Source organism: Lysobacter capsici (genome assembly GCF_018732085.1).
In the GTDB taxonomy this organism is placed as follows: Bacteria; Pseudomonadota; Gammaproteobacteria; order Xanthomonadales; family Xanthomonadaceae; genus Lysobacter; species Lysobacter capsici_A.
The window spans coordinates 3,118,634-3,137,157 of record NZ_CP076103.1 but is presented as its reverse complement, the minus strand read 5'-3'; the positions used below and the strand labels follow the sequence as shown (position 1 = coordinate 3,137,157).

The following is an 18,524-nucleotide window of genomic DNA, read 5'->3' as shown; positions in this document are numbered from 1 at the left end:
GTCGCGCACAGCGGCCTCGACCGCTCAGCGCCAGCCGCACGCTGCGCCGAGTTCGCCCGCCGGCGGCCCGCGCCGCCGCCCAGCGCGCCGCGCGCGCAGGCGCGCGAGCGCGCGCCGGCGACGCTGCAGCGACGGCAGCGCCGCCGCTCGCGCCGGCCGGGGCAACACCAGCCGCCGCGTGGGTGTGCACGATCGCGCCGGCGATGGCTCGAACGCCACCGACCACGCCCTTCGCGCCGGGGTAGAGCCGGCCGCGTTGGAATGCACGATCTGGCGATGGCTCACCACCACGCCCTTCGGCCGGCCGGTGGAGCCGGAGGTGTAGATGACGTAGGCCGGGTGGTCCAGATGCAGCCGCGGCCGCAGCGAGCCGTCGGCCGCGGACGATATCGCCGCGGCCTCGATGGCGTCGCGCACGGCGGGATCGTCGAGCAGCAGGGTGTCGCCCGGCGCGGCATGGAGCGTGTCGCGACGGGTGATCGTGAGCACGGGCCGGGCGTCGTCGTGCATGTAGGTCAGGCGCTCGGCCGGATAGTCGACATCCAGCGGCAGATACACCGCGCCAGCCTTGAGCACGCCGAGCAAGGCGACGACCAGTTCGATCGAACGCGGCAACGCCACTGCGACCCGGTCCTCGGCGCCGATGCCGCGGCCGCGCAGCAGGCCGGCGAGTCGATTCGCGCGCGCATGCAGCTGCGCATAACTCAGCCGCTGTTCGCCGAAGATCAGCGCGGTCGCATCCGGGCTGCGCTCGGCTTGTTGCTCCAGCACGCTGGCCAGATCCAGCGCGGGGACGGGCAGGGTGCTGGCGTTCCAGTCCTGCAGCACGCGCTCGCGCTCAGGCAGGGACAGAACGTCCAACTGCGCCAGCGAGCGCTGCGGCTGATCGGCGATCGTCTGCAGGATGCAGGTGTAGCTGTCGATCAGACGCTGGATCTGCGCGGGCGTGTAGACATCGGTGCGGTAGCTCAGGCCCAGGCGGATGCGTTGTCCCGGCACCGCCGACAGACCCAACGGGTAGTGCGAAGTATCGCCGCCGTGGTGGCTGTGGAAACCCACGCGCAGTTGCTGCGACTGGTCGTTGAGCGCGGCCTCGTCGATGGGATAGCTCTCGAACACCATCAAGGTGTCGAACAACTCGCCCAGGCCCGCGACGCGCTGGATCTCGCTCAGGCCGAGATGGCTGTGTTCGAGCAACGCCGACTGTTGCTGCTGCAGGCGCCGCAGCAGTGCGTGCAAGGGTTCGTCGGCGCGCAACTGCAGGCGCAACGGCAAGGTATTGATCAACAGCCCGACCATCTGTTCGCTGCCGGCCAGTTCGGCCGGCCGGTCGGCGAAGGTGATGCCGAAGACCACGTCGTCGCGGCGCAGCAGGCGGGCGAGCAGGATCGCCCAGGCTGCCTGGATCACGGTGTTGAGGGTCACGCCGCAGTGGCGCGCCTGTTCGGCCAGGCGCGTGCTGAGGCTCTCGGGCAGATACTGCTGCTGCAGCGCGGGCGCGCTCGCCACGACGCTCGCCGCGCTGATCCGGCTCGGTTCCTCCAGTCCCGCCAGCGCATCGCGCCAGGCGACCAATGCCGCCGGTTTGTCGCGGCTGCCGAGCGAGCGCAGGTAATCGCGATACGGGGTGACGCGCGGCAGCGCGGCCTGTTCGCCCTGCGCATACAGCGCCAGCAGTTCCTGGATGAGGATCGGCGTGGACCAACCGTCGAGCAGGATGTGGTGGCTGGTGAAGACGAGGTAGTGCCGATCCGGCGCGGTATGCACCAGGGCGAAACGCAGCAGCGGCGCCTGCGCCAGCGTGAAGCGTTGGCGTTGATCGTCGCGCAGCAATTCGGCGAACGCGTCTTCGTCGAGGTCCAGCTCGCGCCAGGGCGCTTCGACCGTGTGCGCGATGACCTGCACGGCTTCGGCCAGGCCTTCATGCACGAATGCCGCGCGCAGGTTGGCGTGGCGTTGCAGCAGCCGGTTCGCGGCGGTGCGCAGCGCGTCGCCGCGCAACGGGCCGTCGAACTGGAACACCACCTGCATCATGTAGGCGTCGTGCGACTGTTCGTCGTACAAGGCATGAAACAGGAAACCGTGCTGCAGCGGCGACAGCGGCAGGATGTCGGCCAGCGGCGGATGCGCGGCTTCGATGGCTTCGATCTGCGTCTGTTCTAGCTTGACCAGCGGCAGGTCGGACACGGTGAACGCCTCGTGCGTGGCGCGCGCGGCGTATGCGGCGATGGCGCGCAGGGCCGCGTGCCAGTGTTCGGCCAGTTCGCGCACGCTGGATTCTTCGAGCAACTCGCCGGCCCAGCTCCAGGTGGCGTTCAACACCGGTCCGGCCGGGCCGTCCAGGGTGATCGCATTGAGTTCGAGCGTATGCGACATCGGCCGCGCGGGATGATCGTCGGCCTGCACGTTCAGACGGTCGGTAGCGCTCCAGTCTTCGCCCTCACCGCCGACGCCGAAGCGTCCCAGATAGTTGAAGGCGATCTGCGGCGCGGCCTCGCCCGCCAGGGCCTGACGGCCTTCTTCGCTGAGGTAACGCAGCAGGCCGTAGCCGACGCCGGCATCGGGCAGGCGACGCAGTTGTTCCTTGACCTGCTTGAGGCAACGCGCCAACACGCGCTCATCGTCGAGCGCGGCGCGCGGATCGATCGCGCCCAGATCCAGTTGCACCGGGAACAGGCTGGTGAACCAGCCCAGGGTGTGCGACAGCTCGGCGCCGGCCACGATGTCCTCGCGGCCGTGGCCTTCCAGTTCGAAACGAACCGTGTCCGCGTCGCCCAGGGCGCGCCGCGCGCGCCAGCTGCGCAACGCGAGGGCGAAGCCGGTCAGCAGGACGTCGTTGATGCGGCCGTGGATCGATTCGGGCGCGCGGGTGAGCAGGCAGCGGGTGACCTCGCTGTCCAGGCTGAGGCTCAGGCTGCGGCGCGTGGCCACGGTGTCGCGCGCCGGATCGAGCGCACGCGCGCCGAGCAGGGGATCATCGCCTGCGAATATCGACTGCCACAACGGCAGTTCCTGGGTGCGTTGCGCGGCGGCCTGCGGCAATTGCAAGGCCCAGTGACGCAGCGGCGTCGCCACCGGCGTCAGCGCGATCTCATGCCCGGCCACGGCCGCTTCGGCGGCCTGCTTCAGGTCCGGCAGCAGGATGCGCCAGGAGATGCCGTCGATCGCGAGGTGATGGATCTGCACCAGCAGCATCGGCTGCCGCGCATGTTCGAACCACAGCGCCTGCAGCATGCGGCCGCTGCGCGGGTCCAGCGTGGCCGCGGCGGCGTTCGCGTGGTCGCGCATGCGGGTTTCGAATTCGTGCTCGTCCCAGTCGGCCGTGTCGATGCGCAGCAGGCAGTCGTCGGCCTGCACGCTGCCGGCGGCGCGCACCTCCCAGCGTTGTTGCGGCGACAACCGCAGGCGCAAGGCGTCGTGATGATCGAGCAACGCCTGCAGGGCCGACAGCAGATGCGCCCGGCCGAGCGCGGGGATCTGCAGCAGTACGCACTGGTGGTATTGCTGCAGCGGGCCGCCTTGTTCGAGGAACCAGTGCATGATCGGCGTGGCCGGCAACTCGCCGACCGAGGCCTCCAGCGCCGGCGTGGCCGCCTGCGTCAGCGGCAGCATGATCCGGGCCAGGGCTTCCGGGCTCTGGTGCTCGAACACGGTGCGCACGCTGACCGACCAGCCGGCGCGGCGCAGACGGCTGACCAACTGGGTCGAGCCGATGCTGTCGCCGCCGAGCGAGAAGAAGTTGTCGTCGACGCCGACCTGCGGCAGGTTGAGAATGTCGGCGAACAACTCGCACAGCAAAGTTTCGCGCGCATCGCGCGGTGCGCGTTCGCTGGCGCTGCGGATCTGCGGTGCCGGCAGGGCCTTGCGGTCCAGCTTGCCGTTGCCGGTCAACGGCAGGGCGTCGAGGGCGACGAACGCGGCCGGAATCATGTAGTCGGGCAGACGCGTGGCGAGCCCGGCGCGCACGGACGCGGCATCGAATTCGCTCGCGACCACGTAAGCCACCAGGTGTTTCTGGCCGGACTGGTCTTCGCGCGCGATCACCGCATTGTGGGCGAAGCCCGCCTGCGCCAGCGCGGCTTCGATTTCGCCCAGTTCGATGCGATAGCCGCGAATCTTGACTTGGTGATCGATGCGGCCCAGGCAGTCGAGGCGGCCGTCCGCGCGCCAGCGGGCGAGATCGCCGGTGCGGTACATGCGTTCGCCCGCGGCGAAAGGATCGGCGACGAAACGTTCGGCGCTCAGGCCGGGGCGATTGAGATACCCGCGCGCCAGGCCGGCGCCGGCGATGTACAACTCGCCGGCCACGCCGACCGGCTGCGGCTGCAATTGCGCATCGAGCACGTACAGCCGAGTGTTCCAGATCGGCCGGCCGATCGACACGCCGGCGGCCTCGCGCATGTCTTCGTCGATCATCTCGACGCAGCAGCCGACGGTGGCCTCGGTCGGGCCGTATTCGTTGATCAGGCGCACCTGCGGATAGCGCTGCTGCCAGAAGGCCAGATCGGCGGGCACCAGCGCTTCGCCGCCCAACAGCAAGGCGCGCGCCGGCGCGGGCGCGCCGGTTTCCAGATCGGCGTTGAGCAATTTCAGATGCGCCGGCGTGAGCTTGAGCAGGCCATAGCCGCCGTCGGGTTGCCGGGCGAGCAGGCGGGAAAAATCCTTGTCGGTTTCGATCAGCGTCAACGGCTGTCCCGCCAGCAGCGGACCGAACAGCACGGTGACGCTGCCGTCGAACGCGGCCGACAGCGTGGTCGCCGAGCCGTTGCCGCCGCTTTTGTCAGCGTCGAAATAGGCGTGACCACTCCAGGCGAAGTAGTGCGCGGCGGAGCGATGCGCCACTGCCACGCCCTTGGGCTTGCCGGTCGAGCCGGAGGTGTAGATCACATAGGCCGGATGCAGCAGGTGCAACGGGCGCAGTCGATCGGCATCGGTGGGATTGTCGCTGCGGCTTTGCGCAAGGCGTTGTTGCAGGACGGGATCGTCGAGCAGGCACAGCGGCGCGTCGGCCGGCAACCGGTGTGCATACGCTTCGCGAGTCAGCACGCGGACCGGCCTGGCATCGTCCAGCATCGTCGCCAGCCGCTCGCTCGGATTGCCCAGGTCCAGCGGCAGATAGGCCGCGCCGGCCTTGAGCGTGGCGAGCAGGGCGGTCAGCAGATCCAGCGACGGCGGCAGCGCGATCGCCACCACGCTTTCCGGGCCGACGCCTTCGGCGATCAATGCATGCGCCAGGCGATTCGCGCGCTGGTTGAGCGCGTCGAAATCGAGCGTGTGTCCATCGCAGATCGCCGCCGGCGCCGACGGCGTGCGCGCCGCTTGCGCTTCGAACAGCGCGGGCAAGGTCGCCTCGACGATGGTCTGTTCGGTAGCGTTCCAGTCGTGCAGCAGGCGTTGCCGCTCCATCGCGTCCATCAGTTCGACGCTGCCGATGGTCTGGCTGGAATCCTCGGTCACCGCGTACAGCAGGCGCTCGAAGCGCTGCAACAAGGTGTGTACCGTGGCCTCGTCGAACAGGTCCGCGGAATATTCGATGGCGCCTTGCAGGCCGCTGGGCTGGCCGTCGGCCTGGGTACGTTCGGAGAACGCGAAGTTGAGGTCGAACTTGACCACGTCCATTTCGAGCGGATGCGCCTGGCAACGCAGGCCGGGCAAGCGCATCTCGCTGCCGCTCATGTTCTGCAGCACCACCATCACCTGGAACAGCGGGTGATAGGACAGCGAGCGCACCGGGTTGAGCGTTTCCACCAGTTGTTCGAACGGCAGGTCCTGGTGCTCGTAGGCGGCAAGGTCGGTGTCGCGCACGCGCGCGAGCAGCGCGGCGAAGCTGGGATCGCCGGAGGTGTCGACGCGCAGCACCAGGGTGTTGAGGAACAGGCCGACCAGATCGTTGAGCGCGGCATCGGTGCGGCCGGCCACCGGCGTGCCGATCGGAATATCGGTGCCCGAGCCCATGCGCGTGAGCAGCGCGGCGACCGCGGCCTGCAGCACCATGAACAAGGTGACGCTGTGACGCCGGGTCAGCGCCAGCAGGCGGCGATGCAGTTCGGCGTCGAGTTCGAAATGAAACGGCCGTCCGCGATAACTCGTGGTCCTCGGGCGCGGCCGGTCGGTGGGCAGCGGCAACTGCTCGGGCAGATCGGTCAGGGTGCGTTTCCAGTAATCGATCTGCTGGCGCAGCAGGCTGTCGCTGTCGGTCTCGCGGCCCATCAACTGCTGTTGCCACAAGGTGTAGTCGGCGTACTGCACCGGCAACGCCGTCCACGCCGGCGCCTTGCCGGTCATCCGCGCGGCATAGGCCTGCGACAGGTCGCGCGCGAGCGGCGCCAGCGAGGCGCCGTCGCCGGCGATGTGGTGCAGCAGCAGGAGCAGCACATGGTCTTCGGCACCGATGCGGAACAAGGTGGGGCGCAGCGGCAGTTCGCGGCTCAGATCGAAGGCGTAGGCCGCCGCCTCGCGGATGCCGGCGTCCAGGCGGTCTTCGTCGGTCTCGACGATCTCCAGCGGCACGAACGTGGCACTTCCGCCGAGGCCGGCGCGATCGCCCGGCGCGGCGAGGATGTGTTGCCGCGGCGTGTCGCTGTCCGGGAACAGCGTGCGCAGGCTTTCGTGGCGCGCCAGCAGATCGTTGATCGCGGCCTGCATGGCGTCGTGGTCGAGCGCGCCGCGCAGGCGCAGCGGCAGCGGGATGTTGTAGGTCGCGCTCGGCCCTTCGAGCTGATGCAGAAACCACAGGCGGTACTGCGCGAACGACAGCGGCAATTGCTCCGGGCGCTGCTGCGCCGACAAGGCCGGCCGGCGCATGCGGTTGCGGTCGAGGTGCGGCGCCAGCGCGGCCACGCAGCGTTGTTCGAACAGCACGCGGATCGGCAGTTCCAGTTGCAGGCGCGCGCGGATCAGGCCGATCAGGCGGATCGCCAGCAGCGAATGGCCACCCAGGTCGAAGAAACTGTCGTCGATGCCGACCCGGTCGCGGCCGAGCACTTCGGCGAACAACTGGCACAGCAGTTCCTCGCGCGGATTGCGCGGCAGGCGCAGGCTGGCCGATGCGTAGTCCGGCGCGGGCAGGGCCTTGCGGTCGAGCTTGCCGTTGGGCGTGAGCGGCAGCGTTTCCAGGGCGATGAAGGCGCTGGGAATCATGTAGTCGGGCAGGCGGCCGTCGAGCGCCTTGCGCACCGCGTCGGCGTCGATGCGCTGATCGGTGCCGACCAGGTATGCGACCAGTTGCTTGTCGCCGGGAATGTCCTCGCGCGCGATGACCGCGTTGCCGGCGAAGCCGGCCTGGGCCAGCGCGGCCTCGATTTCGCCCAGTTCGATGCGGAAGCCGCGGATCTTGACTTGATGATCGACGCGGCCCAGGTAGTCCAGACGTCCGTCGTCGCGCCAGCGCGCCAGGTCGCCGCTGCGGTACATGCGCTCGCCGGGCGAGAACGGATTGGCGATGAAGCGTTCGGCGGTCAGACCCGGGCGGTTGAGATAACCGCGCGCCAGGCCATCGCCGGCGATATACAGCTCGCCCGGCACGCCGGCCGGGACCGGACGCAGCGCGGCGTCGAGCACGTAGAGTTCGGTGTTCCAGATCGGCCGGCCGATCGACACGCTGCTGGCGCTGCGCATGTCGTCGCTGATGTCTTCGGTGCTGCAACCCACCGTGGCCTCGGTCGGGCCGAATTCGTTGACGATGCGCACCTGCGGATAGCGTTGCTGCCAGAACGCGAGATCGGCCGGCACCAGCGCTTCGCCGCCGAGCAACAGCACCTTGCCCGGCGCCGGCGCGCCGGACTCGTCCAGCATGGGATTGAGCGCTTTGAGGTGCGCCGGGGTGAGCTTGAGCAGGCTGTAGTCGACCGGCGAGGCGGGCGTGCCCAGCGCGGACAGTTCGCTGCCGGCGGGCAACAGGACCAGCGGTTCGCCGGCCAGCAGCGGACCGAACAACAAAGTGACGCTGCCGTCGAAGGTGCTCGACAGCGTGGTCGGCGAACCCGCGCCGGGCTGGCGAGCGTCGCCGTCGCCGTCGATGCCGTAGTAGTGATCGCGGGCGAAGGCGAAATAGTTCGCGACGCTGCGATGCGCGACCAGCACGCCCTTGGGACGGCCGGTGGAACCGGAGGTGTAGATCACATAGGCCGGGTGATCGACGCGCAGAGGCTGCAGGCGCTCGGCGTCGCTCGGATCGTGCGCGGCCACTTGCGCGAGGCGCGCGAGCATGTGCGTCTCGTCCAGCGCCAGCCGCGGCGCGTCGGCCGGCAATGCGACCTCGCCGTGGGTGATCACGCGCACCGGCCTGGCGTCTTCGAGCATGAAGGCCAGGCGTTCGGGCGGGTAATCGACATCCAGCGGCAGATACGCGGCGCCGGCCTTGAGCGTGGCGAGCAGGGCCACGATCAGATCCAGCGAGCGCGGCAGGGCGATGGCGACGATGCTTTCCGGGCCGGCGCCTTCGGCGATCAGCACATGCGCGAGGCGATTGGCGCGCTCGTTGAGCTCAGCGAAGCTGAGTTCGCTTTGCTCGAAGATCGCGGCGAAGGCATCGGGTGTGCGGGCCACTTGTTGCTCGAACAGGGTCGGCAACGGCAACACCGATACTTCATGCGCGGTCGCGTTCCAGTCCTTCAGTTGTTCGTGCTCGTCGGCATCGAGCATGTCCAGACGCCCGACCGCGCCGTCCAGATGGTCGGCGAACGCCGTCAGGATGCGTGCGTAGCGCGCGCCGATGCGCTCGATCTGTTCGGCGCGGAACAAGTCGGGTCGATAGCTGAAACCCAGATGGATCCGCTCGCCCGGGCCGACCACCATGCTCAGCGGATAATGCGAGGTATCGCCGCCGCAATGGCTGTGGATGCCGATGCGCAGCGCGTCGCGGCCATCGTGGCCGTCGCCCGCGTCGCTGGGATAGTTTTCGAACACCACCTGGGTGTCGAACAGTTCGTGCTCCACGCCGGTCAATCGCTGGATATCGACCAGGTTCAGATGCTGGTAGTCCAGCAGCGCCGATTGCTGCTCCTGCAAGCGCACCAGCAACTGACGCAGCGACTCCTCCGGCCGCAGCTGCAGGCGCACCGGCACGGTGTTGATCAGCAGGCCGAGCATCTGTTCGACCCCGGGCAGTTCCGGCGGACGCCCGGATACCGTCGCGCCGAACACCACGTCCTCGCGTCCGCACAGATGGCCGATCAGGATCGCCCAGGCCGCCTGGATCAGCGTATTCATGGTCACGCCGACGTTGCGCGCCTGCTGCACCAGACGCGCGCTCAGGTCGGCCGGCAGCAGATGCACCTGGGTGGCCGCGATCGCGGTGGAGGTGGAGGCTTCGACCACGCGCGTGGGTTGCTCGACGCCGGCCAGCGCTTTGCGCCAGGCGTTGAGTGCGGCGTTCTTGTCGCGCGATTCCAGCCAGCGCAGGTAGTCGCGATACGGCGTGACCCGCGCCAGCGCGGCGGGATCGCCGCCGCTGCGGTACAGCGCCACGAACTCGCGCAGGAAGATGCCCATCGACCAGCCGTCGAGCAGGATGTGGTGATGGGTGAAGATCAGGCGATAGTGCTGGCGATCCATCCGCACCAGGATGAAACGCAGCAGCGGCGCCTGGCTCAGGTCGAAGCGCTGGTGCTGGTCGGCGTGCAGCAGCGCCTCGTACGCGGCCTCGCGCTCGGCCGGCGCCTGCGCGCTCAGATCGACATCGCGCCACGGCAGTTCCACCGAACGCAGGATCAGCTGCACCGGCTCCTTGACTTTCTGATGCACGAACGCCGCGCGCAGATTGGCGTGACGCTGCACGATCGCATCGGCCGCGCGATGCAGGGCCTGCGCGTCCAGCGGTCCGTCGAAGGCCAGCACCATCTGCACGACATAGCTGTCCTGCACCTGCTGGTCGTACAGGGCGTGGAACAGGAAGCCCTGTTGCAACGGCGACAGCGGCAGCAAGTCTTCAATCTGGTGCTTTTGCATACAACAACTCCAGGAATTCGATGTCGGACTGGTCCAGCGAGACCATCGGTACGTCGGAAGGGGTGAGCGCGGCGCTGTCGGAGCTCGCGGCGAAGTCGGCGATGCGGTGCAGTGCGGTGAACCAGGCCTGCGCCAGCTCCTGCACTTCGGTCTCGTTCAACAGCGCGCCGGCATACAGCCAATGCGCCTGCAGTTGCGGACCGTCGGGCCCGTCCACGGCGATCGCGCTCAGGTCGAGCACATGCGGCAAGGCCTGGTGATCGGCCGCGCCGCCACCCATCGCCGGCGCATCGGCGGGCGGTTGCCAGGTCGCGCTGCTGGACGCCGCGCCGTGGAGCGCGGCGTTCTTGCTCGATGCGCCCTGGCCAGCGCCGAAGCGACCCAGGTAGTTGAAGCCGATCTGCACGGCCGGGCGGGTTTGCAGCGCGGTGCGGCCGATCTTGCTCAGGTAGCGCAGCAAGCCGTAACCGATGCCGTGGTCGGGCAGGCGCCGCAGTTGCTCCTTGACCTGTTTGAGCGCCTGCTCCAGCACGCCGTGATCGCGCAGGGCGAGTGCGGGATCGAACGCGGACAGGTCCAGTTGCACCGGGAACAGGCTGGTGAACCAGCCCACCGTGCGGCTCAGGTCGGCGCCGTCGAGGATGTCTTCGCGGCCGTGGCCTTCCAGATCGAAGCGCACGCTGCGCAGACGGCCGCGACGCGGCCCGCTGCGTTCGCGTCGCTCGCGCCAGCCGATCAGGGCCAGGGCGAAGGCGGTCAGCAGCACATCGTTGACCCCGCCGTGGATGCGCTCGGGCGCGCGGGTCAGCAGGATCTGGGTGGTCTTCGCATCCAGCGTCAGGCTCAGCTGCGCCTTGCTGGCGAAGGTGTCGTGGGCGGGATTGAACGCGCGCCAGCCCAGGGTCGGGTCTTCGCCCTGGAACATCGATTCCCACAGCGGCAGTTCGGCCAGGCGTTGCTCGGCGAGCGACGGCAATTGCAGCGCCCAATGCCGCAGCGGCATCGGCACCGGCGGCAGTTGCGCACTGCGTCCGGCGCTGACCGCTTCCCACGCGGCCCGCAGATCCGGCACCAGGATGCGCCAGGACACGCCGTCCACGGCCAGGTGATGGATCAACAGCAGCAAGCGCGAATCGGTATCTCCATCGCCGTCGAGCCAGACGATCTGCAGCATGCGTCCGTCGCGCAGATTCAGCCGCTCGCTGGCGAGCCGCGCCTGTTCCTGCAGATACGCCGGCCGCTGTCCGGGCGCGATGGCGCGCACGTCGCAGCGGGCGATCACGCTCTCGGCGGCGACGCTGCCCGGTTCGGCGATCAGCAGTGGTCGCTCGTCGGCATCGTCGTCACGCACGCGCAGGCGCAGCGCATCGTGATGATCCAGCAGCGCCTGCACGGCCAGGACCAGGTCGGCGTGTTCGAGCTTGGGCACCTGCAGCAGCATCGACTGATGGAAGGCGTCCAGTGGGCCGTGCTGGTCGAGGAACCAATGCACGATCGGCGTCGCCGGCAAGGTTCCGGTGGCCGCTTCGAGCGCCTGCGTTTCGGCCTCGTGCACCGGCCTGGCGACGGCGGCCAGCGCTTCCACGCTCTGGTTCTGGAACACCTCGCGCACGCTGATCGCCAGGCCCTGGCTGTGGGCGCGGCTGACCAACTGGATCGAGCTGATGCTGTCGCCGCCGAGCGCGAAGAAACTGTCGTCCAGGCCCACCTGCGCCAGCCCCAGCACTTGCGCGAACAAGGTGCAGAAGATCGCTTCCTCGGCGGTGCGCGGCGCGCGCGCGCTGGTCGGCGCGAAACTCGGCGCCGGCAGCGCCTTGCGGTCGAGCTTGCCGTGGATGGTGATCGGCAAGGTGTCAAGCGCGACCAGGGCGGCGGGCACCATGTAATCGGGCAAGCGTTCGGACAAGGCCGCGCGCAGCGCCGCCATGTCGGTGGCGGTGCCGACCACGTAGCCCACCAGCTGTTTATGCCCGGGCCGATCCTCGCGCACGATCACCCGCGCCTGCGCCACGCCTTCGTGCGCGCGCAAGGCCGCCTCGATCTCGCCCAGTTCGATGCGGAAGCCGCGGATCTTGACCTGCTCGTCGGCGCGTCCGAGGAAGTCGAGCGTGCCGTCGGCACGCCAGCGCGCCAGATCGCCGCTGCGATACAGACGTTGGCCGCCAGCGAAAGGATTGGCGACGAAGCGCGTGGCGGTGAGGCCGGCGCGGTTGAGATAGCCGCGCGCCAGACCCAGGCCAGCCACATACAACTCGCCGCCCACGCCCACCGGCACCGGCTGCAAGCGCTCGTCGAGCACGTACAGCTGCAGGTCCGGCGTGGCGCGGCCGATCAGGCTGCCCGCGGCCGCCTCGGCCATGCCGCGGTCCAGCGGCTGGAAGCTGGCATGCACGGTGACTTCGGTGATGCCGTACATGTTGACCAGGCGCGGGGCTTGATCGTCGTGGCGGGCATACCAGTCGTTCAAGCGGCGCAGGTCCAGGGCTTCGCCGCCGAACACCACGGTGCGCAGGCTCAGTGCGGCGCCGAGCGCCGGTTGTTCGGCGTCGACTTGAATCAGCTGATAGAACGCCGACGGCGTCTGGTTGAGCACGGTGACGCGTTGCTCGGCCAACAGGCGCAGGAAGTCGGGCGTGGAGCGCGCGATATGCCGCGGCACCACCACCAGCCGGCCGCCGTAGAGCAACGCGCCCCAGATTTCCCACACCGAGAAATCGAAGGCGTAGGAGTGGAACAAACTCCATACGTCGCGCTCGCTGAAATCGAACAGCGGCTGCGCGGTGTCGAACAGCGCGATGACGTTGCGATGCGAGATCAGCACGCCCTTGGGCTGGCCGGTGGAGCCGGAGGTGTAGATCACGTAGGCGCGGTGGGCCTCGGTACTGCGCGGCGGCGGATTGGCCGCCGGTTGCGCGGCGAGCAAGGCCTGCGTGGCCGGATCGTCGAGCACGATCGTCGGCACCGTCGAGGCGGGCAAGCCGGCTTGCAGCGCCGCATGCGTAAGCAACTGCACCGGCCTGGCGTCTTCGAGCATGTAGGCCAGGCGTTCGGCCGGATAGTCCGGGTCCAGCGGCAGATACGCGGCGCCGGCCTTGAGCACTGCGAGAATCGCGACGAGCGTGTCGAGCGAATGCGGCAGGGCGATCGCGACGAGGTCTTCCGGCCGCGCGCCGCGTTCGATCAACACCGCGGCCAATTGGTTGGCGCGGGCGTTGAGCTGCGCGTAGCTGAGCGTGTCTGCCTCGCAGGTGACGGCGATCGCGTCGGGATACGACGCGGCCTGGCGCTCGAAACGGGCCTGCAAGGTATCGGGCGCGACCGCGGGCGGCGCCGGATTCCATTCGAGCAGAAGCTGCGCGCGTTCGCTGTGTTCGAGCAGATCGACTTGGCCGATGGCCTGCGCCGGCTGCTCGGCCATCGCCGCCAGCATGCGCGCGAAGCGGCGCGCGATGGTCTGCGCGGTATCCGCGTCGAACAGGTCGGTGGCGTATTCGAGTTGCGCGCCCAGGCCGCCGTCGGCGCCGCGTTCCCACACGTTGAGGCTCAGATCGAATTTCGCGATCGGCAGTTCGTAGCTTTGCTCGCCCAAGCTCAGCCCGGGCAGTTGCAGGCTCGCGCTGGCGGTGTTCTGCAACACCAGCATCACCTGGAACAAGGGATGGTGCGAAAGCGAGCGGGCCGGATTGAGCTCGTCCACCAATTGCTCGAACGGCAGGTCTTGATGCTCGTAGGCGGCCAGGTCGGCTTCGCGCACGCGCGCCAGCAAGGTGTCGAAGCTGGGATTGCCGGAGGTGTCGGCACGCAACACCACGGTGTTGAGGAACAGGCCGATCAGGTCGTTCAACGCGGCATCGGTGCGGCCTGCGACAGGGCTGCCGATGGCGATGTCGGTACCGGCGCCCAGACGGGTCAGCAACGCGGCCAGCGCGGTGTGCAGCAGCATGAACAAGGTCGCGCCACGCTGGCGCGCCAGGGTTTGCAGGCGCTGATGCGTATCGGGATCGATCTGGAAATCCACGCGGCCGCCGCGATAGCTGGCGGTGGCCGGGCGCGGCCGGTCGGCCGGCAGCGCGATCTGTTCGGGCAGGTCGGCCAGGGTCTTGCGCCAGTAACCGAGCTGGCGTGCCGCGCGGCTGTCGGCATCGCCGATCTCGCCGAGCAGTTGCTGCTGCCACAAGGTGTAGTCGGCGTATTGCACCGGCAGCGGCGTCCAGTCCGGCGCACGGCCGTCTCGACGCGCCGCATAGGCGAGCGAGAGATCGCGCGCCATCGGCTCCATCGAGGCGCCGTCGCCGGCGATGTGGTGCAGCAGCAACAGCAGCACGTGACTGTGCGGCGACAGCCGGAACAACCGCGCCTGCAGCGGCAGTTCGCTGCCCAGGTCGATCGGACGCACCGCGGCGGCATCGAGCGCGGCCGGCAGATCGGCCTCGTCGATCTCGGTCACCGGCAGCGCGATCCGCGCATGCGCCAGGATGTGCTGCATCGGCTGCTCGCCGTGCGGGAAGATCGTGCGCAGGCTCTCGTGACGCTGCAGCAGATCGTTGAGGGCCGCATGCAGCGCGCCGACATCGAGTTCGCCTTGCAGACGCAGCGCGAGCGGGATGTTGTAGGTCGCGCTTGGGCCTTCGAAGCGATACAGGAACCACAGCCGTCGCTGCGGATACGACAGCGGCATGAGCTCGGGACGCGCCATCGCCCGCAGCGGCGGCCGTTGTTCCTCGCGTTCGGACAAGCGCGCGGCCAGGGCCTCGACGGTCGGCTGTTCGAACACGCTGCGAATCGGCAGGGCCACGCCGAGCTCGGCGCGGATGCGGCTGATCAGCCGGGTGGCGAGCAGCGAATGTCCGCCCAGAGCGAAGAAGTTGTCGTCGATACCGACGCGTTCCAATCCGAGCACGTCCGCGAACAGGCGGCACAGCGCGTCTTCGCGTGCGTTGCGCGGCGCGCGTTGCACGGTCGTGGCGAAGTCGGGCGCCGGCAGGGCGCGCTGGTCCAGCTTGCCGTTGGGCGTGAGCGGCAGCGCATCGATGGCGACGATCGCCGCGGGCACCATGTAGTCGGGCAGGCGCCGCGCCAGCGCCGCGCGCAGCGCTTCGGCGTCCAATTGCGGCGTCACCACATACGCGACCAGGCGCGGCAATCCCGGACGATCCTCGCGTGCGATCACCGCGTGCCGTGCATGGCCCAGTTCGGCCAGAGCCGCTTCGATTTCGCCCAGTTCGATGCGGAAGCCGCGGATCTTGACCTGGTGGTCCACGCGGCCGAGGTAGTCGAGCTGGCCGTCGGCGCGCCAGCGCACCAGGTCGCCGCTGCGGTACATGCGTTCGCCCGGCGCGAAGGGATCGGCGACGAAGCGTTCGCTGGTGAGCGCGGCGCGGCCGAGGTAACCGCGCGCCAGACCGGGGCCGGCGATGTACAGCTCGCCGCAGACGTTCGCCGGCACCGGCTGCAGATGCGCATCGAGCACATACAGCCGCACCTGCGCGAGTTGACGGCCGATCGGCGGCGCGCTGGCCGCGGCCGACGCATCGCCCAAGGCATCGCCCAGACAATCGCTGATCGTGACGCAGATGCTCGCCTCGGTCGGGCCGTAGGCGTTGCGCATGTTGCGCGCATGCGACCAGGCGGCGACCAGCGGCGCGGGGCAGGCTTCGCCGCCGACCACGAGCGTCCGCAGCGCGGTCACCGATGCGGCGTCCATGCTCGCCAGCGCGCTCGGCGGAATCAGCGCATGGGTGACGTCGAAGCGATGCAGCGTCGCCGCCAGCTCGTCGCCGAGCAACACGCCGGGCCGCGGCAGCACCAGCGCCGCGCCGGGCGCGAACGCCATCAGCATTTCCATCGTCGCCGCATCGAAACTCAACGAGGCGAACTGCAGCACGCGGCTGTGCGCGGCCAGACCGAATCGCTCCACCTGCGCCCGCGCCAGACCGGGCAGGCCGGCGTGGGTCACCACCACGCCCTTGGGGCGGCCGGTGGTGCCGGAGGTGTAGATCACATAGGCCGGATGCCGCGGCGACAGCGGGCGCGTGCGCTGGCTGTCGTGCGGATCGTCGAACTCGCGCGCGTGGCTGTCGGTATCGGCGTTGGCGCAGATCTCGCCGAGCACGTCGTCGAGCCATAGCGCGGACGCGACGGCGGGCAGACGCTCGGCGACGTCGCGCCGGCCGATCAGCAGCGACGGCCTGGCGTCGTCGAGCATGTAGGCCAGCCGTTCGGCCGGATAGCCGGTGTCCAACGGCAGGTAGGCGGCGCCGGCTTTCACGATCGCCAACAGCGCGATCACCATCTCCGGCGAACGCGGCACCGCGAGCGCGACCAGATCCTCCGGGCCGATGCCTTGCGCGATCAGGCGATGGGCCAGCGCGTTCGCGCGCCGGTTGAGCTGCGCGTAGCTGAGGGTTTCCTGGCTCAGGCCGACGGGTTCGCCAAGCAGGGCCGGCGCGTCGGGCGTGAGTCGTGCATGTTGCTCGAACATCTGCGGGAACAGCGGTTCGGGCGAGGGCGCGTCGGCGAGTCGCGGCGAGATCAGGCGCTCGCGTTCGTCGGCGTCCAGCACCTCGATGGCGGACAAGCGGCATTGCGGATTCGACGCCACGGTCCGCAATACGCGCTGCAGGCGCTCGACCAGCACGCCGATGCTGTCGGCGTCGAACAGGTCAACGGCGTATTCGAGCACGCCGTGCAATCCGTCGGCGCCGCCGTCTTCGCGCCAACGCTCGGCCAGGCCCAGGTTGAGGTCGAATTTGGCGACCGTCATGTCCAGCTCGACCGGGCGATGGCTCAGTCCCGGCAGGTCGAGCTCGGGGCGATCGTTGTTCTGCAGGGTCAACGCCACCTGGAACAAGGGATGGTGGGCCAGCGAGCGATTGGGATTGAGCGCTTCGACCAGGCGTTCGAACGGCAGGTCCTGGTGTTCGTAGGCGGCCAGGTCGGCGGCGCGCAGGCGTTCGAGCAATTCGGCGAAACGCGGGTTACCGGAGGTGTCGGTGCGCAACACCAGCGTGTTGACGAAGAAGCCGATCTGATCGTCGAGCAGGGCATCGGTGCGGCCGGCGATGGGGCTGCCGATCGGGATGTCGGTGCCGGCGCCCAGGCGCGACAGCAGCGCCGCGAACGCGGCCTGCAGCACCATGAACATGGTCACGCCCTGGCTGCGTGCCAACGCCGACAGGCGTTCGTGCAGGTCGGCGTCGAAGGCGACCGCGCAGCTCGCGCCGCGCTGGCTGGCGGCCAGCGGTCGCGGCCGGTCGCTCGGCAAAGCGATCTGGTCCGGCAGATCGGCCAGGGCCTGCCGCCAATAGGCCAGTTGCTTCGACAGTGGACTGTCGGACGCGTTTTCCTCGCCCAGCAGGCGCCGCTGCCACAGCGCGTAGTCGGCGTATTGCACCGGCAGTGGCGCGAAATCCGGCGCATGCCCGGCGCACCGGGCCGCATAGGCCAGGCTCAGGTCGCGCGCCAGCGGCGCCATCGAAGCGCCGTCGCCGGCGATGTGGTGCAACAGCAGGAGCAGCACATGCCGCTCGGCGTCGCGGCGGAACAGATGCGCGCGCAGCGGCAATTCCGATTGCAGATCGAAGGCATGGGCCGCGGCTTCACATACGTCCTGGCGCCAGCCGTCTTCGGTGCTTTGATACACCGGCATCGACAAGCTCGCCTCGGCGCGAATGCACTGCACGGGCATGCCGTCCACGAGTTCGAATACGGTGCGCAGGCTTTCATGCCGCGCCAGCACATCGTTGAGCGCCTGGGCCAGCGCCTGGCTGTCCAGCGGACCGTCCAGATGCACCGCCATCGGAATGTTGTAGGCGTTGCTGGTCTCGTGCAGTTGCTGCAGGAACCACAGGCGCTGCTGCGCATGCGACAGCGGCAGGCAGGCCGGCCGCGGTTGCAGTGTGAGCGCCGGTCGCGCCGCCGCGCTTTCGTCCAGGCGCTGGGCGAGCGCGGCCACGGTGGGCGCTTCGAACAGGTGGCGTATCGGCAGTTCCTTGCCGAAGGCGACGCGGATGCGGCTGGCCAGGCGCGTGGCCAGCAGCGAGTGGCCGCCGAGCAGGAAGAAATTGTCGTCGATGCCGACGCGTTCGAGCTTGAGCACTTCGGCGAGCAAGCGGCTGAGCAGTTCTTCCCTCGGGTTGCGCGGGGCGCGCGAGGTGGACACGGCGAAGTCCGGCTCGGGCAGGGCGCGTCGGTCGAGCTTGCCGTTCGGGGTGAGCGGCAGCGCCTGGATCGCCACGAACGCCGCCGGCACCATGTAGTCCGGCAACTGGGCAAGCAGGCGCTCGCGCAACGCGGACGCATCCACGCGCGCGGCGACGAGATAAGCCACCAATTGCGGCTGGCCTTGTCGATCGGGGCGGGCCAGCACCGCGTTCTGGGCGAAGCCGGCGCGTGCGAGCGCGGATTCGATCTCGCCCAGCTCGATGCGGAAGCCGCGGATCTTGACCTGATGGTCGACGCGGCCCAGATAGTCGAGCGCGCCGTCGCGGCGCCAGCGGGCGCGATCGCCGCTGCGGTACATGCGCTCGCCGGGCGCGAACGGATTGGCGATGAAGCGTTCGGCGGTCAACCCTGGC

Annotated in this window: 2 protein-coding genes (1 of these 2 cut by a window edge); both read right to left on the bottom strand. The window is 69.1% G+C overall.

Features of this window, described 5'->3' with window-relative positions; translation table 11 throughout:
- Nucleotides 1-24: 24 nt before the first annotated feature.
- Complete coding sequence (locus KME82_RS13075; RefSeq protein ID WP_215498903.1) at nt 25-9,948, bottom strand: non-ribosomal peptide synthetase; 9,924 nt, start codon at nt 9,946-9,948, stop codon at nt 25-27.
- Nucleotides 9,929-18,524, bottom strand: partial view of a non-ribosomal peptide synthase/polyketide synthase gene (locus KME82_RS13070; protein ID WP_215498902.1) — the 3' portion only. The gene runs 16,664 nt beyond the window's last position; only the last 8,596 of its 25,260 coding nucleotides appear in the window; its start codon lies off the right edge, out of view; it ends in the stop codon at nt 9,929-9,931. The genes KME82_RS13075 and KME82_RS13070 overlap by 20 nt, the downstream gene beginning before the upstream one ends.

What these genes read in the sequence shown, in the direction of transcription:
- KME82_RS13075 (WP_215498903.1), bottom strand. Translation starts at nt 9,948, where the DNA reads ATGCAAAAGCACCAGATTGAAGACTTGCTGCCGCTGTCGCCGTTGCAA.